The sequence below is a fragment of the Streptomyces sp. NPDC031064 genome (genome assembly GCF_055570965.1).
This window is the reverse complement of record NZ_JBVIGF010000001.1, coordinates 821,931-848,143: the sequence shown is the minus strand read 5'-3', so window position 1 is coordinate 848,143 and position 26,213 is coordinate 821,931. Positions and strand designations below refer to the sequence as shown.

The window sequence follows — 26,213 nt, the reverse complement described above, 5'->3', positions numbered from 1 at the left end:
CCCTCGGCCAGGCCCCGGGGCGCCGGGGTCCCCGCCCTCCGGCGGCCGGCACCCGCCATCCCGGGCTCCGGCCACCCCTTGGGCCCCAGCGCCGCCCCCGCGCCCCGGCCGGGCGGCCCGGCTCCCTCGGGCCCCCCGCCACCGGGCACCGCCGCTGCGCCGCGGCGCAGCCCCGCACCCGGCCGACGCGAAGCCTGCCCTGGAACGGGCGGCCCCCGGCCGCGGCACCCGCCAGGGCGCCCGTGTCCGTCCGGTGCCCGCCCGGCCCCGCTCCGTGCCCGCGGGCAGCACCGGGGCCCAGCCCCAGCGCGTCCCCATGGCCCAGCCGGGCGGCCCCCAGCGCCATTGGCGCCCCGTACCGCCCCAGCCGGGCCCTGCAGGGGCCCAGCCCGGGCCCCCGGGCGCGCGGCCCCGCAGCGGGGTGCGAGGGCCCAGCATGGCCCTGCCCTCGGCGGCAGCCCGGCGCCCCGGCCCCGGACCCCCGTCCCTCACCCCGCCGTCAGGCGGTAGGCGTCCAGGGCGAGGGTCATCTCCGTGAGGTCGCGGGGGCGGGAGAGGGACCGGGAGGTGAGCTGTTCCAGGCGGCGGAGGCGGTTGAAGACCGTGTTCCGGTGGCAGTAGAGGCGGCTGGCCGCGCGGCCGGCCGAGCCCTCGCAGTCGAGCCAGACGTCGAGCGTCTCCAGGAGCACCGCACGGTCCGCCGGGTCGGTGTCCAGGAGGGCGCCGAGGACCTCGGAGACGAGCAGGGCCGCCAGGTCCGGGTGGCTCACCACCAGGGCGCCGGACAGGCGCCGGTCCAGGCGGACGATCGCGGGCGCGTCCGCCGGGCACGTACGCAGCGCCAGTTCCGCCAGGCGCCGCGCCCGCCCCAGCTCCGTCAGGCCCTCCACCACGGGGCTGATCCCGCCCGGGCCCGGGCACCGCGCCTCCAGCAGCTCTGCGAGCACGTCGAGCCCGGTGTCCTCCGCCAGCGACACGACCCCGATCTCGCAGTCCGTCCGCATCCGCCACACCAGCCGCAGCCCCTCCGCCGCCAGCCGCCGGTGGGTGAGGTCCCGCCGCCCGGCGCGCAGCACCACCACCGCGTACCGCCCCCGCTCCGGCAGGTCCAGCCCCGCCGCCGCGCGCGCCGCGACCTCCGGGGACCGGCCGCCCTCCAGCAGCGCGTCGAGCAGGGCCTGGAGCTGCTCGTCGGTGCGGCGCCGCAGCTCCCGCTCCGTCGCCCGGTACGCCTCCGACGCCGTGTCCGCCTGTGCGTCCACCGCCGCCCACACCATCGTCGCCGCCTGCATCAGCACCGCGAGGCGCCGCACGTCCGACGTGGCGCCCTCCAGCAGCGCGTTCCACACCTGCTGCCCGGCGAGCCGGTAGGCGTGCACCATCAGTTCCAGCGGCAGCCCCTGCTCCGCGCGCCGCCGCCCCAGCCACTCGGCGTGCTCCAGGTCCCGGCGCGGCGACGCCCTCGGCGCCGAGATCATCTCGATGCCGATCCGCATCGCCTCCCGCGCCTCCTGCCAGTGCTGGTCGTAGCCGATGATCCGCCCGTACGCGGGGGAGTACGCGTGCAGTTCCCGCACGTGCTCGTCCACCAGCTCCGGCAGCCGCTCCAGCAGCGCGGCACACGCCCGCGCCAGCAGTTTCCAGTCGTTCCCCGTACGCGGTCTTCGCCCTCCCATGGCCCGGAGAATGCCACACACCGATGTGTGAAGCTCTGGCCATGACTGATCATCTTCACCCCGCGTACCGGATCGAGCCCCTCACCCCGCGCCGGATCCACGACCTCGCGGCCGACGGGCTCGCCGCCCTCCTCCAGGACGCCGTCCACGGCGGCGCCTCCGTCGGCTTCCTGGCCCCGCTCGGCCACGCCGAGGCGGCCGCCTGGTGGCGTGGCGCCGCAGAGGAGGCCGCCGGCGGCGTACGGAGCGTCTGGGCGGCGTACGGGCCCGACGGCGGCGTCTCGGGCGTGATCACCCTCGTCCGCGCGACCATGCCGAACCAGCCGCACCGCGCCGACATCTCCAAGCTGCTGGTCCACCAGGGCGCCCGCGGCCGGGGCCTGGGCTCCCGGCTGCTGGCCGCGGCCGAGGAGGCGGCGGCCGCCGAGGGGCTCACCCTGCTCGTCCTGGACACCGAGACCGGCAGCGCGGCCGAGGGCCTGTACCGCAAGGCGGGCTGGACCCGGGCCGGGACGATCCCGCACTACGCGCTCGACCCGTCCGGCACCCCGCACCCGACGACGTACTACTTCAAGGTCCTGGGCGGCGCCTGACGGCATGCGGAAGGGCCCGGGCGCTTTTCTGAAGCACCCGGGCCCTCGTCGTCATCCACGCGCCTGGCGCGGCCTACGGCACCTGTGCCGCCCGCGCCTCCCGGCTCTCGCGCCGGTTGTCGCGGAAGGTGTTCACCCGCCGGGCCGTCGCGAAGAGGGGGATCACGGCGCCCAGCACCACCTGGAGCGCGCAGCCGGTCTGGAGCAGCAGTTGGCCTCCCGGGGCGTCGAACGCCCAGGCCGCCAGCAGGCCCATCGCCCCGACGATCCAGCTCAGCATCGCCACCGCGAGGATGCCCCGCGGCTTGGGGTACTCGACCCGGCTCACCATCAGCCACGCCGTTCCGATGATCGCCAGCAGCGTCGGGATGAACGGCAGCTCCAGCAGCACGATCGAGACGACCGTCAGCGCGCCGAACGGGGACGGCATGCCCTGGAACATGCCGTCCTTCATGGTCACGCAACTGAATCTGGCCAGTCGCAGCACCACGGCCAGCAGCACCACGATCGCGGCCACCGCGGACACCCGCTGGTGCGCGTCGTCCGCGACCATCCCGTACACGAGCACGAAGTAGGCCGGGGCCAGACCGAAGCTGATCAGGTCCGACAGGTTGTCGAGCTCGGCACCCATCGGCGAGCTGCGCAGCTTGCGCGCCACGAGCCCGTCGAAGAGGTCGAACACGGCCGCGCAGAGCATCAGGATCACGGCGGTCGCGGCGGAGTGCCGCGCCATGCCGGTCTCGTCACTGCCCGTGAGGTGCGGGATCAGGATGCCGGTGGTGGTGAAGTACACCGCCATGAAGCCGCACGTGGCGTTGCCCAGCGTGAGGGTGTCCGCTATTGAGAGACGCAGCGACAGCGGCATCTCCTCGGTCTCCTCGGCGATGTCCGCCTCGGCGTCGGCGACCCAGTCGGCCCGTGTGTCAGGATCAATCACGGTCAATTCGAGTCACCCCCGCGGTCGTGGTCTGACCGACCTCGACAGCGACGTCGACACCTTCCGGAAGGTAGATGTCAACGCGCGATCCGAAGCGGATCAGACCGATGCGCTCGCCCTGCTCGACCTTGGTCCCCTGGGGGATGTACGGCACGATGCGGCGGGCGACCGCACCCGCGATCTGCACCATCTCGATGTCACCGAGCTCGGTGTCGAAGTGCCAGACAACGCGCTCGTTGTTCTCGCTCTCCTTGTTGAACGCCGGCACGAACCCGCCGGGCACGTGCTCCACGGACGTCACCGTGCCGGCGAGCGGGGCGCGGTTGACGTGGACGTTCAGCGGGCTCATGAAGATGGCGACCCGGGTGCGTCCGTCCTTCCACGGCATGATGCTCTGCACCACCCCGTCGGCGGGCGAGATGACCCTGCCCTGCGCGATCTCGCGCTCGGGGTCGCGGAAGAACCACAGCATGCCCGCCGCCAGAGCGGTGGTGGGCACAGCGATGGCCGCTGCGCGCTTGGAACGGCGCGCGCGGGCAAGACTGAGTGCAGCGGTGGCGACGGTCGGCAGAAGCCACGGCGATGCTCCGCGTGCGATGCGGACACGGCCGCGAGGTGCAGAGGTTTGGCTGTGGGGCATGGATGACCTTCGTAGCGGTGATGCCGCGCGGATGCGGGGGACGGCGGCTTTTTGGCGATGCTATCGGTTGCGGGCCGCAACTGGGCAAGCCAGAAGCCGAGTCGGCGGCCGGAAGACGATGACAGGGTGTGATCTTCTTCGCGGCCGAACCGACTCAAAAGCGACAATCACCCCTGGAATCGGTACTCCTCGAGCAACCGACGCCCAATGATCATTTTCTGGATCTCGGCGGTACCTTCGCCGATGAGCAGCATGGGTGCCTCTCGGTAGAGACGCTCGATCTCGTACTCCTTCGAGAACCCGTAGCCGCCATGGATACGGAAGGCGTCCTCGACGACCTCCTTGCAGTATTCGGAGGCGAGGTACTTCGCCATCCCTGCTTCGAGGTCGTTTCGCTCCCCGGAGTCCTTTTTGCGTGCTGCGTTGACCATCATGGCATGAGCGGCCTCGACCTTGGTAGCCATCTCGGCCAGCTTGAACTGAATCGCCTGGTGCTGAGCGATCGGCTTGCCGAAAGTGTGACGCTGCTGGGCATACGAGACACCCAGCTCGAACGCACGCTGCGCCACGCCGCAACCACGTGCCGCTACATTCACGCGGCCGACCTCGACGCCGTCCATCATTTGGTAAAACCCTCGGCCGGTGACCCCGCCGAGGACCCGATTGGCCGGAATGCGCAGTCCGTCCATGATGAGTTCGGTGGTGTCGACCCCCTTGTAACCCATCTTGTCGATCTTCCCGGGGATGGTCAGGCCGGGCCGGACCTCTCCGAAGCCGGGCTCCTTCTCGACCAGGAAGGTCGTCATCGACTTGTGGGGCGCGGTGCCCTCGGGGTGTCCTTCGTCACTTCGGACGAGAACGGCGACGAGCGTTGACGTTCCGCCGTTCGTCAGCCACATCTTCTGACCGTTCAGGACGTACTCGTCGCCGTCCTTGACCGCCTTCGATGTGATGGCGGACACATCCGAGCCGAGTGCCGGCTCCGACATCGAGAACGCGCCCCGCACCTCGCCGGCCGCCATCCGGGGCAGGAAGGTGTCCTTCTGCTCCTGCGTGCCGTGCTGCTTGAGCATGTACGCGACGATGAAGTGGGTGTTGATGATGCCCGAGACGGACATCCAGCCGCGCGCGATCTCCTCCACGCACAGCGCGTACGTGAGGAGGGACTCGCCCAGACCCCCGTACTCCTCCGGGATCATCAGCCCGAAGACACCCAGCTCCTTGAGCCCGTCGACGATGTCCTGGGGGTACTCGTCGCGGTGCTCCAGCTCCGTCGCGACCGGGATGATCTCCTTGTCGACGAAGTCCCGGACCGTGGACAGGATCTCCTGCTGGACGTCCGTCAGACCGTGGGTCTGCGCGAGTCGGGCCATGACTACTTCTCCTGCGCCTTCAGTTCCGGGCGGCCCGGCTGCTCGCCGCCGCGCTCCTTGATGTACGTCTCGGTCGGGACCATCACCTTGCGGCGGAACACGCAGACCAGCGTGCCGTCCTGCTTGTAACCCTTGGTCTCGACGTACACGATCCCGCGGTCGTTCTTCGACTTCGACGGGGTCTTGTCGAGGACGGTCGTCTCGCCGTAGATGGTGTCGCCGTGGAAGGTCGGCGCCACGTGCCGCAGTGACTCGATCTCCAGGTTGGCGATCGCCTTGCCGGAGACGTCCGGCACGGACATGCCCAGCAGCAGCGAGTAGATGTAGTTGCCCACGACGACGTTCTTCCCGAAGTCCGTCGTCTTCTCCGCATAGTTGGTGTCCATGTGGAGGGGGTGGTGGTTCATCGTCAGCAGGCAGAAGAGGTGGTCGTCGTACTCGGTGACCGTCTTCCCGGGCCAGTGCTTGTAGACCGCGCCGACCTCGAACTCCTCATAGGTGCGTCCGAACTGCATGGTGCTCAGGCCTCCGGGGCTTCGAACTTCGAGGTACGGGTCATGCCGGCCGCGCGGCCCTTGCCGGAGATGACGAGCGCCATCTTGCGGCTGGCCTCGTCGATCATCTCGTCGCCGAGCATCGCCGAGCCCTTCTTGCCGCCTGCCTCGGACGTGTAGTACTCGTACGCGTCCAGGATCAGCTCGGCGTGGTCGAAGTCCTCCTGCGACGGCGAGAACACCTCGTTGGCCGCGTCGACCTGACCCGGGTGCAGCACCCACTTGCCGTCGAAGCCGAGCGCGGCGGCACGGCCGGCCACCTCGCGGAAGCCGTCCACGTTCTTGATCTGGAGGTACGGGCCGTCGATCGCCTGGAGGTCGTTGGCGCGCGCCGCCATCAGGATCTTCATCAGGATGTAGTGGTACGCGTCGGCCGGGTAGCCGGGCGGCTGCTCGCCGACGACCAGCGACTTCATGTTGATGGAGGCCATGAAGTCGGCCGGGCCGAAGATGATCGTCTCGATGCGCGGCGAGGCCTGGGCGATCGCGTTGACGTTGTTGAGGCCCTGGGCGTTCTCGATCTGCGCCTCGATGCCGATCCGGCCGACCTCGAAGCCCATCGTCTTCTCGATCTGGGTCAGCAGCAGGTCCAGCGCCACGACCTGCTCGGCGTTCTGCACCTTCGGCAGCATGATGCAGTCCAGGTTCGGACCGGCGCCCTCGACGACCGTGACGACGTCGCGGTACGTCCACTCCGTGGTCCAGTCGTTGACCCGCACGACCCTGGTCTTGCCCGTCCAGTCACCCTCGTTGAGGAACTTGACGATGGTGTGCCGCGCCTCCGGCTTGGCCAGCGGCGCGCACGCGTCCTCCAGGTCGAGGAAGACCTGGTCGGCCGGCAGTCCCTGGGCCTTCTCCAGGAAGCGCGGGTTGGAACCGGGGACCGCCAGGCAGGAGCGGCGCGGACGGAGACGGTTGACGGTCGTCATGCGGGGACCTCCACGGGGTCGAGCTTGTTCGCTTTACGGATCTCGTCGACGATACGGCCGATGATCTCCGTGATACCGAAGTCCTTCGGTGTGAAGACGGCGGCCACTCCCGCCCGCTTCAGTTCGGCGGCGTCGGCGCTCGGGATGATCCCGCCGACGATGACCGGAATGTCGGAGGCGCCCGCCTCGCGCAGCCGGGCCAGCACGTCCGGCACCAGCTCGGCGTGCGACCCGGACAGGATCGACAGGCCCACGCAGTGCACGTCCTCCGCGAGCGCGGCGTTCACGATCTGCTCCGGGGTCAGCCGGATGCCCTGGTAGACCACCTCGAAACCGGCGTCACGCGCGCGTACCGCGATCTGCTCGGCGCCGTTGGAGTGGCCGTCCAGGCCCGGCTTGCCCACCAGCAGCCGCAGCCGCCCGGCGCCCAGCTCCTCGGCCGTCTGCGCCACCTTCTCGCGCACGGCGGCCAGCGGGGTGCCCTCCTCGGCGGCGATGGCCACCGGCGCGGACGACACGCCCGTCGGCGCCCGGAACTCGCCGAACACGTCCCGCAGCGCCCACGCCCACTCGCCGGTGGTGACGCCCGCGCGGGCGCACTCCAGGGTGGCCTCGAACAGGTTCGCGTCCCCGGCGGCGGTGGCCTTCAGCCGGGCCAGCGCCTCCTGGGCCCGGCCCTCGTCGCGGTTGTCGCGCCACTCGTGGAGCTTCGCCACCACGCGCGCCTCGTTGGCCGGGTCCACCGTCATGATGGCCGTGTCCAGGTCGGCGGTGAGCGGGTTGGGCTCCGTCGACTCGAAGCAGTTGACGCCGACGATCTTCTCCTCGCCGGCCTCGATCCTGGCCCGCCGCTCGGCGTGCGACGAGACGAGCTGGGACTTGAGATACCCGGACTCGACGGCGGCCATCGCGCCGCCCATCTCCTGGATCCGGTCGATCTCCGCCAGGCACTCCTCGACCAGGGCGTCCACCTTGGCCTCGATGACGTGTGAGCCGGCGAAGATGTCCTCGTACTCCAGCAGGTCGCTCTCGTGCGCCAGGACCTGCTGGATGCGCAGCGACCACTGCTGGTCCCAGGGCCGGGGCAGACCCAGGGCCTCGTTCCAGGCCGGGAGCTGGACGGCACGCGCGCGTGCGTCCTTCGACAGCGTCACGGCGAGCATCTCCAGGACGATGCGCTGGACGTTGTTCTCCGGCTGCGCCTCGGTCAGGCCGAGGGAGTTGACCTGGACGCCGTAGCGGAACCGGCGGTGCTTGGGGTCCTCGATCCCGTACCGCTCACGCGTGATCTTGTCCCAGATGCGGCCGAAGGCGCGCATCTTGCACATCTCCTCGATGAAGCGGACACCCGCGTTCACGAAGAACGAGATGCGGGCGACGACATCCCCCCGGCGGTCCGCCGGGACCTGGCCGGAGTCGAACACCGCGTCCAGGACGGCGATCGCCGTCGACATGGCGTACGAGATCTCCTGGACGGGCGTGGCGCCCGCTTCCTGGAGGTGGTAGCTGCAGATGTTGATCGGGTTCCACTTGGGGATGTGGTTCACCGTGTAGGTGATCATGTCGGTGGTCAGCCGCAGCGACGGACCGGGCGGGAAGACGTGCGTCCCGCGCGACAGGTACTCCTTGACGATGTCGTTCTGCGTCGTCCCCTGGAGCTTGGTGATGTCCGCGCCCTGCTCCTCGGCCACGACCTGGTAGAGCGCCAGCAGCCACATGGCGGTGGCGTTGATGGTCATGGACGTGTTCATCTGCTCCAGGGGGATGTCCTGGAACAGCCGGCGCATGTCGCCGAGGTGCGAGACCGGGACCCCGACCCGGCCCACCTCGCCGCGGGCGAGGATGTGGTCGGGGTCGTAGCCGGTCTGCGTCGGCAGGTCGAAGGCGACCGACAGGCCGGTCTGGCCCTTGGCGAGGTTGCGCCGGTACAGCTCGTTGGACGCCTCGGCGGTCGAGTGACCGGCGTACGTCCGCATGAGCCAGGGGCGGTCCTTCTTCCGTTCCGTCATCAGATGTTCCGGAAGCGGTTGATGGCGTCGATGTGCTTGTCCCGCATCTCCTGGTTCTTCACGCCCATGCCCTCCTCGGGGGCCAGGCACAGCACGCCGACCTTGCCCTGGTGGAGGTTGCGGTGGACGTCGTAGGCGGCCTGGCCGGTGTCCTCCAGGCTGTACACCTTCGACAGGGTGGGGTGGATCTTGCCCTTGGCGATCAGGCGGTTGGCCTCCCACGCCTCGCGGTAGTTGGCGAAGTGGGAGCCGATGATCCGCTTGAGCGACATCCACAGGTAGCGGTTGTCGTACTCGTGCATGTAGCCCGAGGTGGAGGCGCAGGTGGTGATGGTGCCGCCCTTGCGGGTGACGTAGACGCTCGCGCCGAAGGTCTCGCGGCCGGGGTGCTCGAAGACGATGTCGATGTCCTCGCCGCCGGTGAGCTCGCGGATGCGCTTGCCGAAGCGCTTCCACTCCTTGGGGTCCTGGGTCTGCTCGTCCTTCCAGAACTTGTAGCCCTCGGCGTTGCGGTCGATGATCGCCTCGGCGCCCATCGAGCGGCAGATGTCCGCCTTCTGGGGGGAGGAGACGACGCAGATGGGGTTGGCGCCGCCGGCGAGGGCGAACTGGGTGGCGTAGGAGCCCAGGCCGCCGCTGGCGCCCCAGATCAGGACGTTGTCGCCCTGCTTCATCCCGGCGCCGTTGCGCGAGACCAACTGGCGGTAGGCGGTGGAGTTCACCAGGCCGGGCGAGGCGGCCTCCTCCCAGCTCAGGTGGTCGGGCTTGGGCATGAGCTGGTTGGACTTGACCAGAGCGATCTCCGCCAGGCCGCCGAAGTTGGTCTCGAAGCCCCAGATCCGCTGCTCGGGGTCGAGCATCGTGTCGTTGTGGCCGTCGCTGGACTCCAGCTCGACCGACAGGCAGTGCGCGACGACCTCGTCGCCCGGCTTCCAGGAGTTCACGCCCGGGCCGGTGCGCAGCACGACACCCGCCAGGTCCGAGCCGATGATGTGGTACGGCAGGTCATGGCGCTTGCTCAGCTCCGACAGGCGCCCGTACCGCTCCAGGAAGCTGAAGGTCGACACCGGCTCGAAGATCGAGGTCCACACGGAGTTGTAGTTGACCGAGGAGGCCATCACGGCCACCAGCGCCTCACCGGGCCCGAGTTCGGGCAGCGGCACGTCGTCGACGTGCAGAGACTTGCGCGGGTCCTTCTCGCGGGTGGTGAGACCGGCGAACATCTCGGTCTCGTCCTTGTGCACGGTCACCGCGCGGTAGGACTCGGGGAGGGGCAGAGCGGCGAAGTCCGCGGACGTGGTGTCCGACGACTGAATCGCGTCCAGGATTTCCTTCACGGTGTTGCCTCCGGCGAAGAACGTCTTGAGGGGAGACGTCGAGGGGAACTCGGGAAAGTGCTGCTGTGGAGGTGTGCCGTCGGTTCGGCCGGGGTGGTGCTGGCAGCGCTGGGTGGTGCGCGGGATTGCCTGTGACGCAGGCGTCCGGGCGCGCGAGGCACGATGGCCTTGCGGGGACAGCCGGCGTACGAGAGATCTCTGCACGCCGGCCGCCCGGACAACATCAACGTATGACACCGCGTGCCAAGCCGCAAGACACTGAGTGCCAACAATTTCTCTCAGGTGACATCGGCCGTTCACAGATGAGCGATGATCGATCGAACGGGGGGGGGAGGAAGGCGCAAAAAGGCCCGCCCTGCCCGACGGACAGCGTCGGGCAGGGCGGGCTTCGGGCGGAGGTCCCGGGCGGCGGATGCCGCCGGGCGGAGAGCCGGGCGGGAGGCTGCCGGGTGGAGGCCGCCAGGCGGTTCAGCGGGCCTTGAGGGTCCGCTCGATGGTCCGCATGATCTCCTCCAGCGGCGCGTCCGTACGGGCCACGGTGACCAGCACGTCGCCGGTGGTGCTCGCCGTCGCGGCAGGGGGCTTGGCGGGGGCCGTCGCGCCGGCGGCGCGCCCCGCGCCTATGCCCGTGCCGAACGTGTCCCGGACGATCGCGAAGGCGTGGTCGAGCTGCGCCTCCACGTCCCCCTGGCCCCCGGCCCGCAGCCAGCGGCGCAGCACGTGGTTGTGTGCCGTCACGACCGCGGACGCGGCCACCTCGGCCAGCAGCGGGTCGTCGTTGCCGTCGTGGTGGTCCCGCTCGTCGAAATGGCCCAGCAGATAGCGCGTGAACAGCCGCTCGTAACGGGCCACCGAGGCGATCTCGCGCTCTCGAAGGGTGGGCACCTCGCGGGTGAGGCGGTAGCGCTCCACCGACACCGCGGGGGACGCGGCGTACATCTTCATGACTTCCTTGATGCCGCGGCACACCGTGTCGAGCGGGTGCTCGTGCGCGGGGGCGGCGTTCAGCACCGCCTCCGCCCGCACCAGGGTGTCGTCGTGGTCGGGGAAGATCGCCTCTTCCTTGGAACGGAAGTGGCGGAAGAAGGTGCGCCGGGCCACCCCCGCCGCGGCGGCGATCTCGTCGACCGTCGTCGCTTCGTACCCCTTGGTCGCGAACAGTTCCATGGCGGCGGCGGCCAGTTCGCGGCGCATTTTGAGCCGCTGGGCGGCGGCGCGGCTGCCCGCGGCACTCTCGGGGGCGTCGGGCGTGGCGGTGGCACGGGAGGGCCGGCGGGCGGAGTCAGCGGGCTGGGACATGACCTGAACGTACTGCATTTGTGCAGGAGGCCGCGCCTGTGGGGCCGACCGGGAGGCCGGGCCGCCCGCACCGTCGAGCAGCCCGCCCCACTCCCCGTACGGCTCAGCGCCGGGCATATTCGCGGAAGCCGCGCCCCGTCTTGCGGCCGAGACAGCCCGCCGCCACCAGGTGCTCCAGGAGCGGTGCCGGGGCCAGCCCCGGGTCGCGGAACTCGCGGTGCAGGACCTTCTCGATGGCCAGCGAGACGTCCAGCCCGACCACGTCGAGGAGCTCGAAGGGCCCCATCGGGTAGCCGCCGCCGAGCTTCATCGCGGCGTCGATGTCGTCGAGCGAGGCGTAGTGCTGCTCGACCATCTTGATCGCGTTGTTCAGGTACGGGAAGAGCAGCGCGTTCACGATGAAGCCGGCCCGGTCGCCGCAGTCCACCGGGTGCTTGCGGATCTGCGCGGTGACCTGGCGGACGGTGGCGTGGACGTCGTCGGCGGTCAGGACCGTCCGCACGATCTCCACCAGCTTCATGGCGGGCGCCGGGTTGAAGAAGTGCATCCCGATCACGTCCTGCGGGCGCGAGGTGGCGCGGGCACAGGCGACGACGGGCAGGGAGGAGGTCGTGGTGGCCAGCACCGCGCCCGGCTTGCAGACCTTGTCCAGGGTCGCGAAGAGCTGCTGCTTGACCTCCAGGTCCTCGGCGACCGCCTCCACCGCCAGGTCCACATCGGCGAAGGCGTCCAGCGAGCCGGCCGGGGTGATGCGGGCCAGGGTCTCGTCGCGCGCCTCGGCCGTCATCCGGCCCTTGTCGACGGAGCGGGCCAGCGACTTGGCGATCCGTGCCGTGGCGGTCTCGGCCTTCTCCAGGGAGCGGGCGGCGAGCACCACGTCGTACCCGGCCTTGGCGAAGACCTCCGCGATGCCGCTCGCCATGGTGCCGGAGCCGGCGACGCCGACGGACCGGACCTCACGGGCCGCCGCGTCCGGGCCGCCCGCCTCCAGCGGGGTCAGCGCGTCGCGGACCACGACGCCGCTGCCCGGCGCCTCGTACGTGTAGAAGCCGCGCCCCGACTTGCGGCCGGTCAGCCCCGCCTCGCTGAGCTGCTTCAGGATCGGCGCGGGGGCGTGCAGCCGGTCGCGCGACTCGGCGTACATCGCGTCCAGGACGGTACGGGCGGTGTCGATGCCGATCAGGTCCAGCAGGGCCAGCGGGCCCATCGGCAGCCCGCAGCCCAGCTTCATCGCGGCGTCGATGTCCTCGCGGGAGGCGTACTTCGCCTCGTACATCGCGGCGGCCTGGTTCAGGTAGCCGAAGAGCAGCCCGTCCGCGACGAAACCGGGCCGGTCGCCGACCGCGACGGGCTCCTTGCCGAGCTGGTGGGCCAGGTCGGTGACGGCGGCGACGGCCTGCGGGGCGGTCAGCACCGAGGAGACCACCTCGACCAGCTTCATCGCCGGGGCGGGGTTGAAGAAGTGCAGGCCCAGCACGCGCTCGGGGCGTGCGGAGTCGGCGGCCAGCCGGGTCACCGACAGGGCGTTCGTGCCGGTGGCGAGGATGGCGTCGGGGCGGACGATGGCGTCCAGGGCCCGGAAGACCTGCTGCTTGATCTCGTACGACTCGGGCACGACCTCGATGACCAGGTCGGCGTCGGCCGCCGCCTGGAGGTCGGAGAAGGTGCGGAAACGGGCGAGGATGTCGCGCCGCTCCTCCTCGGTGATCCGCTCACGCGCCACGGAGCGGGCGGTGGCGGCCTCCAGGGTGGTGATGGCGCGGGCGGCGGCGGCCTCGCTGATGTCGATGCCGATGACCTCGCGGCCGGCCCGGGTCAGGACCTCGGCGATACCGGTGCCCATCGTGCCGAGACCGACGACGGCGATGGTGGAGAGAGGGATGTCCATCACGGGACTCCAGGGATGAGTGACGACTGATGAGGGGCGCGCGCGGAGGTACGCGGGGGTACGACCCGGGTACGGGGGTACGTCCGGGAGGCGGCGTACGCGGGTGCGGGCGGATCGCGCGCAGGGCGTGCTGTCGCGGTGAGGAGAACCGACGGACTCTGTCCCGGAGCCACGTCGTACAAGGTGCCGAACCGACAAGGCACTCGCGGCGGCTGCGTCACCAGGCCGCCGTGAGGGTGCGGGGGGTACCCGCTCACTTGAGATTAACTGGCGGGTAACGAGCGCGCCAGTCCTGGGAAGTGGGCGGAACGTGTGATCTGGATCGCGCTGGGGCTGGATACTGACAGCCATGGACGCCACGGACGGCACGGACGAGGAGTTCAGGTCGCTCGCGCACCGGCTGCGCGACGAGGCAGGCGGATCACCCGCATACGAACGGCTGCTCACCGTCCAGGATCACGACGAGCTCGCCGCCGTCCTGACCGGGCCGGGGCAGCCGCTGTGGGCCCGGGAGATCGCCGCCTTCCGGCTCGGCCTCGCCGGTGACCGGCGCGCCTTCGAGGCGCTGGTCCTGCTCCTCAACCACCGGGACCCCGAGCGATGCGTCTCCGCCGCCCATGCCCTGAGCAGGCTGGGCGACCCGCGCACACCGAGAGCGGCCGCCGCGCTCGCCACCAACGAACTGCGCGTCGCCTACGCCCTGCTGCCGGTCCGCCTGCTGACGTGGCTGCGCGCGCCGGAGTCCGTCCCGGCGCTCATCACCGTCCTGGAGCGCCGCCTCGCGGTCGGCGACCCGCACTGGCGGGTCGGCGTCGCCTGCGCCGAAGGGCTCGGCACCCTGGGCGACCCCCGCGCCCGCCCGGTCCTCGAAGCCGCCCGCGCCCACCCCCGCCTCGCCGCCGCGGCGGCACAGGCCCTCCGGCGCCTACCGGCCGCGAGGTGAGGCCGGGTACCGCTGCGGGGCGGACGTCCGTCCCGGGGCGGACGTCCGTCCCGGGGCGCCCGGCCGGGGGGCGGCGGGGCGCCGGCGGGCGGGCGCCGAGAACGGGGGCGGCCGGTCAGGGCGTCAGGCGGCGGGTGTAGCGGACCTCCGGGACGGTGACGCCCGCCACGTGCCAGGGCTCCTCCGCTCCGTCCGGGGCGAAGCCGGCCTTCTCGTAGAAACGGCGGGCGCGGATGTTGTCCTTCAGCACCCACAACCGCATCACCCCGTACCCCTCGCGGGCCGCACGGGCCGCCGACTCCGCCATGAGGGCGCGTCCCACGCCCGTGGAGATCTGGTCCGGCCGCGCGTACAGCGCGTACAGCTCCGCCTCCCCGGCCGTGCCCTGCCCGTCCCGGTACGGCCCGTAGCACGCCCAGCCGACCACCGAACCCCCGCGCTCGGCGACCAGGTGGACGGCACGGGTGCCGTCCTGGGCGAAGTGCCTCCGGCGGGTCTCCGCGTCCGCCTCGACGGTCATCGCCGCCAGGTACCACCTCGGTATCAGCCCGTCGTACGCCGCCTGCCAGCCGCGCACCCGGACTTCGGCGACGGCTTCGCAGTCCGCCTCCACCATGTCCCGTACCCGGACGGCCTCCGTCATGGCCGGGGCCCCTCGGGCAGGACCGCGAACGCCTCGATCTCCACGAGCAGTTCGGGCCGGAACAGCGCCGCCACCTGGACCGCCGAACTCGCCGGCGGACGCGCGGTGTCGATCACCTCGTCCCGGGCCGCCCGCACCGCCGGCAGGTGGGCCACGTCCGTGACGAAGTACGTCAGCTTCACCACGTCGTCGAAACCGGCGCCCGCCGCGGCCAGGCACCGCCGCAGGTTCTCGAAGACCTGGCGGGCCTGGGCGCCCGCGTCACCCTCACCGACCACCCGGCCGTCCGCGTCGAAGGCGCACTGGCCGGATATCGCGATGAACCGGCCGCTTCCCCAGACGACATGGCTGTAACCGGAACCGGGGGCGACCCCGTCAGGGGCGTGCACGTGGGTGAGGTGGTTGCTCATGTGCCTCATCCTCGCGCACGCCACTGACAATCAGCGCCTCACCCGTGCCCGAGCAGCCCGTGCAGCGCCGTGCCGCCGGTCCGGGCGGCGGGCTCCGCGCCACCCCGGGCCGTCTTCACCGGCTGCGGGTCGGGCGTCGCCGCGCACACCGCGTCCGCCGCCCCGCGTCCGCCGCCCCGTGGAACCGCGCCCGTCTCCAGGTAGCGGGCGAGGTACCGGTCCAGGCACGCGTTGCCGGCCAGCGTGACCGCGTGGTTCCCGCCGCCCTGCTCGACCACCAGGCTGGAGCGGCGCAGTTGGCGGTGGACGGAGACACCGCCCTCGTACGGAGTGGCCGCGTCCTCCGTCGCCTGGAACAGCAGCACCGGTGGCAGCGCGTCGTTCGTGAGGTCCGGCGCCGTCATGGAGTCGACCGGCCAGAAGGCGCAGGGCGCGTTGTACCAGGCGTTGTTCCAGGTGGAGAAGGGTGCCTTGCCGTACACCTGCCAGTTGTCGCGGTGCCACACCCCCCAGTCCTTCGGCCAGTCGGCGTCACGGCACTGCACGGCCGCGTAGACCGAGTAGCTGTTGTCGTTCGCGGCGTCCGGGGAGGACAGGGTCTTGTGGGCCGCGACGAGCGGGTCGGGGTCGTTGTCGTTCGCGTACGCCGAGAACGCCTCGGCGAGCGTGGGCCAGAAGCCGTTGAAGTACCCGCCCGGCAGGAAGGTGTCCTCCAGCTCGGCCGGACCGATCTTCCGGCCCGCCGGCTTCTTGCGCAGCGCGTCGCGCATCGCGTACCAGCGCGCCTCGACCTTCGCCGGGTCGGTGCCCAGCCGGTACGTGCTGTGGTGCTTGGCCACCCATGCCATGAACGCCTTGTGGCGGGCGTCGAAGGCCACGTCCTGGGCGAGGTTGAGGCGGTACCAGACCGCGTGCGGATCGACCACCGAGTCCAGCACGACCCGCCGTACCCGGTGCGGGAAGAGCTTGGCGTAGACGGCGCCGAGGTACGTCCCGTACGAGTACCCGAAGTAGTTGATCCTCTCCACGCCGAGCGCCTGCCGGACGACGTCGAGGTCCCGGGCCGCGTTCACCGTGCCCATGTGCCGCAGCAGGTCGCCGTACTTGTCGCCGCACGCCCTGGCGAACGACGCGGCCCTGGCCAGGTTCACCCGCTCGTCCCGCTGGTCGCGCGGCACCGAGTCCGGCCGTACGGGTGTGAAGTAGCCCGGCTTGCAGTCGAGCGCGGGCCGGCTCGCGCCCACGCCCCGCGGGTCGAAGCCGATGACGTCGTACTGCGCCGCCACCTTCGCCGGCAGGGACGCCGCGACGAACCCGGCCATCGTGCGCCCGCTGGCACCCGGACCGCCCGGGTTGACGAGCAGGGGGCCCTGGAAGGTCTTGGCGGTGTGCGGGATCCGGGACAGTGCGAGGGTGATCCGCTCGCCGTCCGGATCGTCGTGGTCCAGCGGCACGCGTACCGACGCGCACTGGAGCCGGGGGTACTGCTTGGTGGCGCACCCCTTCCACGCGAGTGGGCCGGGCGGTTCCCCGGCGGACGGCTCCGCCGCCGACGGCACGGCGGTGACCGCGCCCGCCAGCAGCGCCCCGGCGGCGATCAGCACTCCTGCACGTTTCTGCATACGGCCTCCCGAGCGAGCGGAACGATGGGGCTGCGAGGGCATAAGGCCCTCGGCGGATCGTCCCCGTATTCCGGCCCGGACGGGCACGCCACGAGCAGACTTGACCCGATCAGAGGAGGGTGATCACAGGAGGGTGAGCTGTGTGGGCGCCGTCTCCGGCTCGGTCCGCCGCTCCGGGAGAGCGGGCGGCTCCGTGATGCGCCGGGCCGCGCCCCGCCGCGCCGGACCCATGCCGAACTCGTCCGCCAGCTCGTGCACCTGACGGGTGATCCGGCGCTGGTACCACTTCGGGGCGTAGGCGCCGTCCGCGTACAGCCGCTCGTAGCGCCGCACCAGGTGCGGGTGGTGCCGGTTCAGCCATGCCATGAACCACTCGCGCGCCCCGGGCCGCAGGTGCAGCACGAGCGGGGTCACCGACGTCGCCCCGGAGGCCGCGATCGCGCGCACGGTGGCGCGCAGTTGGTCGGGGTGGTCGCCGAGGAACGGGATCACCGGGGCCATCAGCACCCCGCAGCCGATGCCGTGGTCGGACAGTGTGCGGACGACGTCGAGACGCCGCTCCGGGGCGGGGGTGCCGGGCTCGACGGTCCGCCACAGCTCGCGGTCGGTGAAGCCGACGGAGACGGAGATGCCGACGTCGGTGACCTCCGCGGCCTGGAGCAGAAGGTCCAGGTCGCGGAGGATCAGCGTCCCCTTGGTGAGGATCGAGAACGGGTTCGCGTGGTCGCGCAGGGCTGAGATGATGCCCGGCATGAGCTGGTAGCGGCCCTCGGCGCGCTGGTAGCAGTCGACGTTCGTGCCCATGGCGATGTGCGCGCCCTGCCAGCGCGGCGAGGCGAGCTGCTTGCGCAGCAGCTCCGGCGCGTTGATCTTCACCACGATCTGCGAGTCGAAACCGAGGCCGGTGTCGAGGTCCAGATAGCTGTGCGTCTTGCGGGCGAAGCAGTACACGCACGCGTGCGTGCACCCGCGGTACGGGTTGACGGTCCACTCGAACGGCATGCGCGAGGCGCCGGGCACCCGGTTCACGATCGAACGGGCGCGCACCTCGTGGAACGTGATCCCCCGGAACTCCGGGGTGTCGAACGTACGCGTGGTCACGGCGTCCGTACCGAACAGCACGGTGTCCCCGGTGGCCGCGGTGGGGTGGTCGCTCAGGTTGTCCCAGCGCATGGACGCCTCCTCGGTAGCACTGGGCCACACAATAGAACACTTGTTCCCATGATCGCCTCCCTCGCGCTTCCCGGATTTGGGCGCCCACCGCGCAGGTGGTTGGCTTGTGCCTCCCCTTAGGAACGAGTGCTGGAGGACATGGCATGGCGCAGGTCGAGGCCACGACGGAACGGGTCATCGCGGCGGACGCGGAGACGGTGTTCGACGCGCTGGCCGACTACAAGAAGACCCGCGGGAAGCTGCTGCCCGAGCACTTCAGCGAGTACGAGGTGCGTGAGGGCGGCGACGGCGAGGGCACCCTCGTCCACTGGAAGCTCCAGGCCACCAGCAAGCGCATCCGGGACTGCCTGCTGGAGGTCACCGAGCCGTCCGACGGCCGGCTCGTCGAGAAGGACCGCAACTCCTCCATGGTCACCACCTGGACCGTCACCCCGGCCGGTGAGGGCCGGTCGAAGGTCGTTGTCACCACCGTCTGGAACGGCGCGGGCGGCATCGGCGGGTTCTTCGAGCGGACCTTCGCCCCCAAGGGGCTCGGCCGCATCTACGACCAGGTGCTCGCCAAGCTCGCCGCCGAGGTCGAGAAGTAACGCGCGACGGTCACCGGTTCGGGTGGTCTTCCCGTCGGCTCCCCGGCGTGCCCGCGTGGCCCGGCGCGCGGGGGGCCGCGGGAAAGGGCCTGATGAGCGCCGGGGCGCTCCCCGTATCCGGTGCCGGCCCGTGCCCGTGACCCCGTAATGCCCCGCTTGCTCCCCCTCGGTGCCCAATGCGAAGAATGGCGCGCCGCGTAGGCGCGACCGAGGGGAGCAGGTTCGTGGGTGGGAGCACGCTGGCGAACGACGGCCACACCACACCGCCGGCCCGCCGCCGATCCGGGCCGGGGTCCCAGGGACCGGGCGCCCAGCCACCCGCCCAAGGGCCCGGCCCACAAGCCACCGCCATGGGACCGGGCTTCCGGGGCGCCTCGGGCGCGGGCGCTTCCGGTATGGGCGCCTCGGACGCGGGTGCCTCCGGTACGGGTGCCTCCGGTGTGGGTGATTCGGGCGCGGGTGCTTCCGGTGCGGGTGATTCGGGCCGCCTGGGCACCTCGGGCCCGGGCGCTCCTGCCGACCGGGTGCCGGGGGATCGGGGACCCGTGGACCGGACGCCGGGGGATCGGGTGCCGGCCGATCGGGGACCGGTGGACCGGGGCCGGGGCGCCGATGTGCCGGGCGATCGGTTGGCGGGCGGCGACCGGGGGCCGTGGGACCAGGTTCCCGGCGACGGAGTGCCGTGGGACGAGGTGCCGACGGACCGGGTGCCGGGTGACGGGGTGCCGTGGGACCGGGTGCCGGTGGATCACGTGCCCGGTGCCAAGGAGCCCTGGGACGCGCTGCCGGGCGATCCGCTGTCGGCCGATCAGGTGCCGTGGGATCACGCCACTTCCGAACCGGTGCCGCGGGACGACCCATGGCGGGGCCCCGAAACCGCCCCCTGGGAGGCCGCTACGGGAACCGCCTCGCCGGGGGAGGACCACGCCGCCGCCGTGCCGGACCCTCGCGCGCCGGGCGTCCGAACAGCCACCCGGCCCGGTGAGCCGGACGAACCGGACGCCACCGCCCCCGCCGGGCCCGAGGAGGACCCCGTCCCGGAGGGCGAGCCCCTCGGACCGCGTCGGGTACGCGTCGTCTTCCTCGGGCTCGTCCTGGCCCTGCTGCTCGCCGTGCTGGAGCAGCTCATCACCGCCACGGCCCTCCCGGCGATCGCCGACGACCTCCCGGGGGCGCGGACCGCGCCGGGCCGGGCGCTCGGGGTCGCCACCGCCTACTTCCTCGCCACCGTCGTCACCCTGCCCGTCCACGCCAAGCTCGGCGATCTCCACGGGCGCAAAGGCGTCTTCCAGTTCGCCCTCGTCGTCTTCGTCGCCGGCTCGGCACTCGCGGGCTGGGCCCGCACCATGGACCAGCTCGTCGCCTTCCGCGCACTCCAGGGCGTCGGCGCCGGCGGCCTGCTGGCCGGCGCCCAGGCGATCGTCGCCGACCTGGTCCCCACCCGCCGGCGCGGCCGCTTCCTGGGCGTGACCTGCGCCGCCCTCGGGCTCGCCACGTTGGCGGGCCCGCTGCTCGGCGGGATCGTCACCGAGCACGTCTCCTGGCGCTGGTGCTTCTGGGCCGCCGTTCCGCCGGGCCTGGTCGCGCTGCTCCTCGTCGGCGCAGCGCTCACCCCGCTCAGGCCCGCCGCCCGGGGCCGCCTGGACGTCCTCGGCGCGCTCCTGCTCGCCGCCGCCTCGACCTTCCTGGTGCTGCTGGCCAGTTGGGGCGGAACGGAATACGCCTGGGACTCCCGTGTCGTCCTGGGGCTCGCCTGCGGCGCGGCGGGCACCCTCCTGCTGTTCTTCGTCGTGGAGAACTACGCGCCCGAACCGATCATCCCGCTACGGCTGTTGCGGGACCCCACCTTCGTGGTCAGCGGCCTCGTCGGCACCGCCGTCGGCGTCGCGCTCTTCGTCGTCGCCGCCTGCCTGCCGGTCTTCTTCCAACTGGCCGACGGCCTCCCGGCGACCGGAGGCTTCGCCCTGGCCGGTGGCGCGGACCCCGCCGAAGCCGGCCTGCTGGTGCTGCCCCTGGCGGGCGGCATGGCCGCCGCCTCCCTCCTCTCCGGACACCTCATCAGCCGGACCGGCCGCTACACGGTCCACCCCGTCCTCGGCGGTGCCGTCGCGGTCGTCGGCATGTGGCTGCTGTCCCGGCTGGAGCCCGACACGCCACGCCTCACGCACGGTGTCTGGCAGGCCGTCCTCGGCGTCGGCATCGGCCTCGTCCTGCCCGCCCTCGTCCTCGCCGTCCAGAACGCCGCACCACCCGGCGGCCTCGGCACCGCCACCGGCGCCCACACCCTCGTCCGGTGGATCGGCGGCTGCGCCGGCGTCGCCGCACTCGGCGCCCACTTCGCCCACCGCCTCGACCACGCCCTCGCCGGCCGGCTCTCCGCCGGGGCCGCCGGGGCCGACCTGCCCAGCCCGTGGTCGGTCACCCCGCACGCCGTCCGTGCCATGCCACCCGCCCTGCGCGACGCGTATCTCGGGGCCTACGCGGAGACGATGCCGCGAACCCTCCTCCACTTGGTGCCGGTCCTCGGCCTCGGCCTGCTCGTCGCCTTCTTCCTCAAGGAGAAACCGCTGGTGACCCAGAACGCCTCCACCGCCGCCGTGCCCCCGCCGCGCACCGAGCCGGGCCCCCGCCCGGAAGGCCGCCCGGACCCCCGCCCGGGAGTCCCCGTCTGCGGCACCGTCCAGCACCACGACGGATCGTGCGTGCCGCGCGCGGCCCTCACCCTCATCGACGCGCACGGACAGCAGGTCGGACGCGGCGCCACCGGCGAGGACGGGCGGTACGCCCTCAGCGTCCCGGGCGGCGGCTCGTACGTGATGATCGCGGCGGCCGGCGGCCACCAGCCCCAGGCCGTTCCCGTCACCGTCGGCGAACGGCCCGTCGAGATCGATGTGGTCCTCGGGGGCGCGGGCCGGCTCACCGGGGCCGTGCGCACCGCCGACGGCACGCCCGTACGCGACGCCACGGTCACCCTCACCGACGTACGCGGAGAGGTCGTCGCCAACACCCGCACGGGGCGTGACGGGGAGTACGTCCTCACCGCGCTCGTCGCGGGGGAGTACACCCTGGCGGCGAGCGCCCCCGCCTTCCGGCCCGCCGCCCTTCCGGTGAGCGTCCAGGCGGCCCGCGAGACCCGCCAGGACATCGAACTGGCCGGCGGAGCGGTGCTGCGCGGGACGGTACGGGCGCCCGGCGGGCGGCCCGTGGAGGACGCGCGCGTGACGCTCCTCGACGCCGCCGGCAACGTCGTCGACACGCTCACCACGGGCCCCGACGGAACATTCCGCTTCCTGGACCTCTCGTCCGGCGAGTACACCGTGATCGCGGCCGGGTACCCGCCGGTCGCCACCGTGCTCCAGGTGACGGGCGGCGCACGCACCGAGCGTGATCTGCGCCTGGGGCACGAGGACTGACGCCGGGTCGGCGCCGGGCCAGTTCCCTGGATGCCCGGCGCACAACGGCGCACGGGCCGTACGGTGGGAACACGGCCGCGGGTCCGCAGCGCGCGCGGGGAAGGAGCCTTCCAACGATGGACAGTGGCGTTCCGCGGCCGAGGGCCGCGACGAACGCGGCAGGAACAGCGGGCCGGGTTCCGCTTGCCGTGGTCGTCGTGGACGGTGGCGGCCTGGTGTCCCACTGGTCGACCGGCGCGCGCAGACTCTTCGGCCACGCCAAGGAGACCGCCGTGGGCCAGCCCGCCGCCGAACTGCTCCCCGTCTCCGGCGCCCTGGACCGGGTGTACGGGACCGACGACAGCCCCGGCCCGGCGCTGGACGCCTCCCTGGGCGGGCACACCTCCTACCCGACGGCCGGCCGCGCCCGGCTCTCCGAACCGGGGCAGGAGCGCACCGACGTCCTGTGGTGGGCCTACCCGCTGGTCGGCCCCGGTCCCGAACGGCTGCTCGTCCTGGCGGCGGACGCCGCCCGGCTCCGTGGCGACCCGGCCGGTCAGGAGCACGTGGAGCGCATCGCGCCCGGCTTCGCCCTGCACACCGACTTCCCCGGCTCCGACGAGCTGGCCCGTCGGCTCCCCGAGATCCTGCCGAACATGAACGTCCGGCAGTCAGCGCGGATCGTGTCCCAGGTCCTCGAACTGGGTTATCCGATCCTCGAATTCAGCCACCACGCACGCGTGCCCGTCACCCCCGACTGGGGCGTACCCCGGCGCGCGGAACGCGCCGCACGCGCGCGTGCCACCGGAGGAGCCGGGACGGCGTCGGCCCCGGGCGGCGTGGACCGGGGCCCGGGCGAGAGCCGGGGGCCGGACCCGGAACGGAAGGCGGAGCAGGACCTTGAACGCGCCGCCGTGCGCGAGCGGCTGGAGTTCCTCAACGAGGTCAGCGGCCGCATCGGCTCCTCCCTCGACCTCGCCCGTACGATCCAGGAGGTCAGCGAGGCGGTCGTACCCCGTTTCGGCGACTTCGCCGGCACCTATCTGCGGGAACAGGTCGTCGCAGGGGAGGACTTCCCGGACGGCGCGCCGGACGCCACCACCTGGTGGTACCGGGTCGCCGTCGAGCACGTCGACGAACCGGGGCGGTGGGAGGACGTCGTACCGGTCGGCGAGGCCATGCAGGTCCCCGAGCACACCCCGTTCTTCCGGTGCATGACGACCGGCGAGCCCGTCCTCGTACCGAGGATCGGCGAGGAGCTGGGCACGGCCATCGCCTCGCAGTTCGACAAGCGTGACATCCGTCCGCTGGTCATCGGGCGGTCCATGCTGGTCGTGCCGCTGAAGGCGCGCAGCGTGGTGCTGGGGTTCATGATCCTGCTGCGTCACCCCGGGCGGGCCCTGTTCAACGACATGGACCGGGTGACGGGCGCGGAGCTGGCCGCGCGTGCCGGGCTCGTCCTCGACAACGCCCGTATGTACCGGTACCAGGAGAGCGTCGCGGAGCTGCTCCAGGACTCGATGCTGCCCCGGGTCCCCCCGCGCATGGCCGGCTGTGACACCGCCACGCGCTACCTGCCGGGCACCCAGCTCGGCCGGGTCGGCGGCGACTGGTTCGACGCCGTCGAGCTCCCCGGCTCGCGCACGGCCCTCGTCGTCGGGGACGTCATGGGACACGGCTTGAACACGGCCGCCATGATGGGCCAGTTGAGGACGGCCGTACAGACCATGGCCGGGCTCGACCTGCCGCCCGCCCGACTGCTGCGCAACCTCGACGACCTGGCACAGCGGCTCGGCGAGCACTACCTGGCGACCTGCCTGTACGCCGTCTACGACCCGGTCCCCGGCGAGCTGTTGATGGCGAACGCGGGACATGTGCCGCCGGTGATCGTCCGCGCCGAGGACGGGCGCAGCGACCTGCTCGACCTGCCGACGGGCGCCCCGATCGGCGTCGGAGGGGTTCCGTTCGAGACCGTACGAGTGCCGGTCTCGCCCGGCGACCGGCTCGTGATGTGCACGGACGGGCTGGTCGAGGTCCGGGGCGAGGACATCGGCGTGGGCCTCGCCGCGCTGTGCGAGTCGGCCGCCCACCCGGCCGCCTCCATGGACGACGCCTGTGACGCCATCATCAGGGCGCTGGGTGCCCGGGGCGGGCGCAAGGACGACGTCGCCCTGCTGATGGCCCGGCTGAACGGCATCGACGCCGGGGACGTCGCCCGCTGGGAGCTGGTCCCGGAGCCCTGCGAGGTCGGGCGGGCACGCCGGCTGGTGGGGGAGCGGCTGGCCGGGTGGGGCCTGGGCGAGCAGGCGGACACCGCGCGGCTGCTCGTCAGCGAGCTCGTCACCAACGCGGTACGGCACGCGGAAGGCGCGCGCCGGATCGAGGTGCGGCTGGTCCGGACGGACGTCCTGCTGTGCGAGGTCACGGACGACGGGCACACCCTGCCGACGCCGTTCGGCGCGCGGCCCGCCGACGAGAGCGGGCGCGGTCTGCGGGTGGTGAGCGCCCTGGCCGGGGAGTGGGGTGTGAGCAGGGCGGGCGACGGGACGTCGGTGTGGTTCGAGCTGCCGCTGCCGAGGGAGGGGAAGAGGCCGTGAGCGTGACCCGTCGCTACAAGGACGCCTGGGAGGGCTTCTGGAGGGAGGCGCCCGGCGAGGAGGGGGCCGTCATCTGGGACGCCGCCCCCGCGCTGGCGGCCGACCGCCACCTGGAGCTCTTCGAGCCCCACCTGACGGCGCCGGGCCTGCCCCTGGTCGACCTCGGGTGCGGCAACGGCACCCAGACCCTCTTCCTCGCGGGCCGGTACGCGCGCGTGGTGGGCCTCGACGTGGCCACCGCGGCGATCGGGCACGCCCGCCGGCGGGACGGCCGGGCAGGCGCCGCCGCGCGGTTCCGGGTGCTCGACGCCGTCGACCCGGCGGCCGTGCGGGAGCTGCACGCCGAGCTGGGCGACGCCAACGTCTACATGCGCGGGGTGCTCCACCAGAGCGAGCCGCAGGACCGGCAGGCCCTGGCCACCGCCATCGCGACGCTCGTGGGCGAGCGGGGCCGGGCGTTCGTCGTGGAGCTCGCCGAGGCGGCTGGAACGGCCCTCCACGGCCTGGCCAGCGGCCCGGCGGGCCCGCCCCCGAAACTGGAGCCGGTACTCCGCCACGGGATCGCACCGGCCACCGTCGTGGACGCCGACGTACCGGAGTACTTCCGTGCCGCCGGCCTCCACGTCCTCGCCTCGGGCCGGATGCCCCTGACCACAACCGAACACACTCCGGACGGCACCCCCATCGACCTACCGTCCCTCTGGCTCGTCGTGGCCCGCGACACCTGACACGCCGATGCCCTGACCCTGCGAGGCACCCCCGCCCCGCCACGGGCGGCCGCCCCCGGCGACGTATCCGACCCGAGGCACCGCCACCGGTCGGCGAGGCCCGACCCGGGTCACCTTCCGCCGCCGGGCCCGGGACTCAGGCCGAGGCCCCACGCCTCGCCGGGCCTCTCCGGCCCCCGCAGAGGCCCCGCCCGGCGAGCCTGAAGCCAGCGCAGAGGCCCCGCCCTGCCGAGGGCCTCGCCCTCGCCCACCGCTCGCCCCCATCGGGGCCCGGCCGCTCTCCGCCCCGTAGCTCCGGCGGTCCTTGGGGCGGAGCGCGTCAGGAGCTCTTGCCGCGGCCCGTCATCGCGTCGCGAAGGCGGTCGACGAGGCCGGTGCCGGGGGCGAGGAGCTTGTTGGCCGGGGGTTTGTCGGGGGCGGAGGGGTGCGGGCGGGTCGGGGCCGTCCGCTTCGCCTGGCGGACCTTTTCCCCGAGGTCGTCGAGCATCTCGGCGGAGCACGCCTCACGCAGGCGCGGGAAGAGGTTGTTCTCCTCATCGGTGATGTGCGACCGGATCTCCGTCATCAGCTTGTTCATCAGCACGTCGAACTGCGGATGCCCCGCCTCGCAGCCCTCCAGCTCCTTCATGACGCGCTCGGCGGCCGCATGATCGGCCAGCTCCTTCTCGGCGAGCGCGTCACCGCCCGGCACGTGCCGGCGCACCGCCGGGTAGAGGTAGGCCTCCTCCGCGACGGAGTGGCGGACCAGCTCGATGGTGACCTGGTCGGCGTACTGCTTGCGCCGGCTGTCACCGGGCGGCAGTTCCTCGATGGTGGTGAAGAGCTCCTCCACCTCCTCGTGGTCATTGGTCAACTCTGTGACGACGTCTCCACCGTGTGCCAT

At 72.3% G+C, this 26,213-nt stretch carries 21 protein-coding genes; 6 read left to right on the top strand and 15 right to left on the bottom strand.

From position 1 onward, the window contains the following. Positions 1–488 precede the first annotated feature (488 nt). Complete coding sequence (locus ACZ46W_RS03585) at positions 489–1,676, bottom strand: PucR family transcriptional regulator (protein WP_468330652.1); 1,188 nt, start codon at positions 1,674–1,676, stop codon at positions 489–491. A gap of 41 nt (positions 1,677–1,717) precedes the next feature. On the opposite strand from ACZ46W_RS03585, the gene ACZ46W_RS03580 reads away from it, so the two are divergent. Continuing rightward, positions 1,718–2,269: a GNAT family N-acetyltransferase gene (locus ACZ46W_RS03580; RefSeq protein WP_468330649.1), complete on the top strand. Its 552-nt coding sequence runs from the start codon at positions 1,718–1,720 to the stop codon at positions 2,267–2,269. A gap of 73 nt (positions 2,270–2,342) precedes the next feature. On the opposite strand, the gene pssA is transcribed toward ACZ46W_RS03580, so the two are convergent. From pssA to ACZ46W_RS03535, 9 genes are all read right to left on the bottom strand, one after another. Next, positions 2,343–3,206 carry a CDP-diacylglycerol--serine O-phosphatidyltransferase gene (gene pssA / locus ACZ46W_RS03575; RefSeq protein WP_366131069.1) on the bottom strand — a complete coding sequence of 288 codons (864 nt, stop codon included), beginning with the start codon at positions 3,204–3,206 and terminating at the stop codon, positions 2,343–2,345. Further along, positions 3,199–3,846, bottom strand: a complete 648-nt coding sequence (locus ACZ46W_RS03570) for a phosphatidylserine decarboxylase (RefSeq protein WP_366131070.1) — start codon at positions 3,844–3,846, stop codon at positions 3,199–3,201. Before ACZ46W_RS03570 ends, pssA begins: the two co-directional genes overlap by 8 nt. Positions 3,847–4,013: 167 nt before the next feature. Continuing rightward, positions 4,014–5,219, bottom strand: a complete 1,206-nt coding sequence (locus tag ACZ46W_RS03565) for an acyl-CoA dehydrogenase family protein (protein WP_366131071.1) — start codon at positions 5,217–5,219, stop codon at positions 4,014–4,016. Positions 5,220–5,221: 2 nt separating this feature from the next. Next, positions 5,222–5,734, bottom strand: coding sequence for a MaoC family dehydratase (locus ACZ46W_RS03560; RefSeq protein ID WP_307712601.1), 513 nt, complete (start codon positions 5,732–5,734; stop codon positions 5,222–5,224). Positions 5,735–5,739: 5 nt separating this feature from the next. Continuing rightward, entirely contained in the window at positions 5,740–6,702 is a 963-nt protein-coding gene (locus ACZ46W_RS03555; protein ID WP_366131073.1) for an HpcH/HpaI aldolase/citrate lyase family protein, read from the bottom strand. Further along, positions 6,699–8,711 (bottom strand): protein meaA, encoded by a 2,013-nt coding sequence (locus ACZ46W_RS03550; protein WP_468330642.1) that lies wholly within the window; start codon positions 8,709–8,711, stop codon positions 6,699–6,701. Before ACZ46W_RS03550 ends, ACZ46W_RS03555 begins: the two co-directional genes overlap by 4 nt. Beyond that, positions 8,711–10,048, bottom strand: coding sequence for a crotonyl-CoA carboxylase/reductase (gene ccrA / locus ACZ46W_RS03545; RefSeq protein WP_468330639.1), 1,338 nt, complete (start codon positions 10,046–10,048; stop codon positions 8,711–8,713). The genes ACZ46W_RS03550 and ccrA overlap by 1 nt, the downstream gene beginning before the upstream one ends. A 468-nt stretch (positions 10,049–10,516) precedes the next feature. Beyond that, on the bottom strand, positions 10,517–11,347 hold the full coding sequence (locus tag ACZ46W_RS03540) for a TetR family transcriptional regulator (protein WP_468330636.1): 831 nt from the start codon (positions 11,345–11,347) through the stop codon (positions 10,517–10,519). A gap of 103 nt (positions 11,348–11,450) precedes the next feature. After that, the gene (locus ACZ46W_RS03535) at positions 11,451–13,235 is read right to left on the bottom strand and encodes a 3-hydroxyacyl-CoA dehydrogenase family protein (RefSeq protein WP_468330633.1); all 1,785 of its coding nucleotides are present in this window, start codon (positions 13,233–13,235) and stop codon (positions 11,451–11,453) included. Positions 13,236–13,584: 349 nt separating this feature from the next. Between ACZ46W_RS03535 and ACZ46W_RS03530 the strand changes: the two genes are divergently transcribed. Then, the gene (locus ACZ46W_RS03530) at positions 13,585–14,178 is read left to right on the top strand and encodes an adenylosuccinate lyase (protein ID WP_468330630.1); all 594 of its coding nucleotides are present in this window, start codon (positions 13,585–13,587) and stop codon (positions 14,176–14,178) included. A 115-nt stretch (positions 14,179–14,293) separates the two neighbouring features. On the opposite strand, the gene ACZ46W_RS03525 is transcribed toward ACZ46W_RS03530, so the two are convergent. From ACZ46W_RS03525 to ACZ46W_RS03510, 4 genes are all read right to left on the bottom strand, one after another. After that, positions 14,294–14,821, bottom strand: a complete 528-nt coding sequence (locus ACZ46W_RS03525) for a GNAT family N-acetyltransferase (protein ID WP_468330627.1) — start codon at positions 14,819–14,821, stop codon at positions 14,294–14,296. Further along, complete coding sequence (locus tag ACZ46W_RS03520) at positions 14,818–15,231, bottom strand: RidA family protein (RefSeq protein ID WP_468330624.1); 414 nt, start codon at positions 15,229–15,231, stop codon at positions 14,818–14,820. Before ACZ46W_RS03520 ends, ACZ46W_RS03525 begins: the two co-directional genes overlap by 4 nt. Before the next feature lie 38 nt (positions 15,232–15,269). Continuing rightward, the gene (locus tag ACZ46W_RS03515) at positions 15,270–16,853 is read right to left on the bottom strand and encodes an alpha/beta hydrolase (RefSeq protein WP_468330621.1); all 1,584 of its coding nucleotides are present in this window, start codon (positions 16,851–16,853) and stop codon (positions 15,270–15,272) included. A gap of 123 nt (positions 16,854–16,976) precedes the next feature. Further along, positions 16,977–18,026, bottom strand: a complete 1,050-nt coding sequence (locus tag ACZ46W_RS03510) for an Rv2578c family radical SAM protein (RefSeq protein ID WP_468330618.1) — start codon at positions 18,024–18,026, stop codon at positions 16,977–16,979. A 143-nt stretch (positions 18,027–18,169) separates the two neighbouring features. On the opposite strand from ACZ46W_RS03510, the gene ACZ46W_RS03505 reads away from it, so the two are divergent. The 4 genes from ACZ46W_RS03505 (at position 18,170) to ACZ46W_RS03490 (ending at position 25,330) form a co-directional block, all read left to right on the top strand. Beyond that, a complete protein-coding gene (locus ACZ46W_RS03505) occupies positions 18,170–18,613 on the top strand; it encodes an SRPBCC family protein (protein WP_366126414.1) in 444 nt (147 codons plus the stop codon). Positions 18,614–19,548: 935 nt separating this feature from the next. Then, a complete protein-coding gene (locus tag ACZ46W_RS03500; RefSeq protein ID WP_468332428.1) occupies positions 19,549–22,026 on the top strand; it encodes an MFS transporter in 2,478 nt (825 codons plus the stop codon). A gap of 116 nt (positions 22,027–22,142) precedes the next feature. Continuing rightward, positions 22,143–24,602, top strand: a complete 2,460-nt coding sequence (locus tag ACZ46W_RS03495; protein WP_468330613.1) for an ATP-binding SpoIIE family protein phosphatase — start codon at positions 22,143–22,145, stop codon at positions 24,600–24,602. Next, complete coding sequence (locus ACZ46W_RS03490; protein WP_468330610.1) at positions 24,599–25,330, top strand: class I SAM-dependent methyltransferase; 732 nt, start codon at positions 24,599–24,601, stop codon at positions 25,328–25,330. The genes ACZ46W_RS03495 and ACZ46W_RS03490 overlap by 4 nt, the downstream gene beginning before the upstream one ends. A gap of 319 nt (positions 25,331–25,649) precedes the next feature. On the opposite strand, the gene ACZ46W_RS03485 is transcribed toward ACZ46W_RS03490, so the two are convergent. Further along, positions 25,650–26,213, bottom strand: a complete 564-nt coding sequence (locus ACZ46W_RS03485) for a hemerythrin domain-containing protein (protein WP_468330607.1) — start codon at positions 26,211–26,213, stop codon at positions 25,650–25,652.

Coding starts and splice junctions, on each gene's coding strand:
- ACZ46W_RS03585 (WP_468330652.1), bottom strand. CDS start 1,676: ATGGGAGGGCGAAGACCGCGTACGGGGAACGACTGGAAACTGCTGGCG.
- ACZ46W_RS03580 (WP_468330649.1), top strand. CDS start 1,718: ATGACTGATCATCTTCACCCCGCGTACCGGATCGAGCCCCTCACCCCG.
- ACZ46W_RS03570 (WP_366131070.1), bottom strand. CDS start 3,846: ATGCCCCACAGCCAAACCTCTGCACCTCGCGGCCGTGTCCGCATCGCA.
- ACZ46W_RS03565 (WP_366131071.1), bottom strand. CDS start 5,219: ATGGCCCGACTCGCGCAGACCCACGGTCTGACGGACGTCCAGCAGGAG.
- ACZ46W_RS03560 (WP_307712601.1), bottom strand. CDS start 5,734: ATGCAGTTCGGACGCACCTATGAGGAGTTCGAGGTCGGCGCGGTCTAC.
- ACZ46W_RS03555 (WP_366131073.1), bottom strand. CDS start 6,702: ATGACGACCGTCAACCGTCTCCGTCCGCGCCGCTCCTGCCTGGCGGTC.
- ACZ46W_RS03550 (WP_468330642.1), bottom strand. CDS start 8,711: ATGACGGAACGGAAGAAGGACCGCCCCTGGCTCATGCGGACGTACGCC.
- ACZ46W_RS03540 (WP_468330636.1), bottom strand. CDS start 11,347: ATGTCCCAGCCCGCTGACTCCGCCCGCCGGCCCTCCCGTGCCACCGCC.
- ACZ46W_RS03535 (WP_468330633.1), bottom strand. CDS start 13,235: ATGGACATCCCTCTCTCCACCATCGCCGTCGTCGGTCTCGGCACGATG.
- ACZ46W_RS03530 (WP_468330630.1), top strand. CDS start 13,585: ATGGACGCCACGGACGGCACGGACGAGGAGTTCAGGTCGCTCGCGCAC.
- ACZ46W_RS03525 (WP_468330627.1), bottom strand. CDS start 14,821: ATGACGGAGGCCGTCCGGGTACGGGACATGGTGGAGGCGGACTGCGAA.
- ACZ46W_RS03520 (WP_468330624.1), bottom strand. CDS start 15,231: ATGAGCAACCACCTCACCCACGTGCACGCCCCTGACGGGGTCGCCCCC.
- ACZ46W_RS03515 (WP_468330621.1), bottom strand. CDS start 16,853: ATGCAGAAACGTGCAGGAGTGCTGATCGCCGCCGGGGCGCTGCTGGCG.
- ACZ46W_RS03510 (WP_468330618.1), bottom strand. CDS start 18,026: ATGCGCTGGGACAACCTGAGCGACCACCCCACCGCGGCCACCGGGGAC.
- ACZ46W_RS03505 (WP_366126414.1), top strand. CDS start 18,170: ATGGCGCAGGTCGAGGCCACGACGGAACGGGTCATCGCGGCGGACGCG.
- ACZ46W_RS03495 (WP_468330613.1), top strand. CDS start 22,143: ATGGACAGTGGCGTTCCGCGGCCGAGGGCCGCGACGAACGCGGCAGGA.
- ACZ46W_RS03485 (WP_468330607.1), bottom strand. CDS start 26,213: ATGGCACACGGTGGAGACGTCGTCACAGAGTTGACCAATGACCACGAG.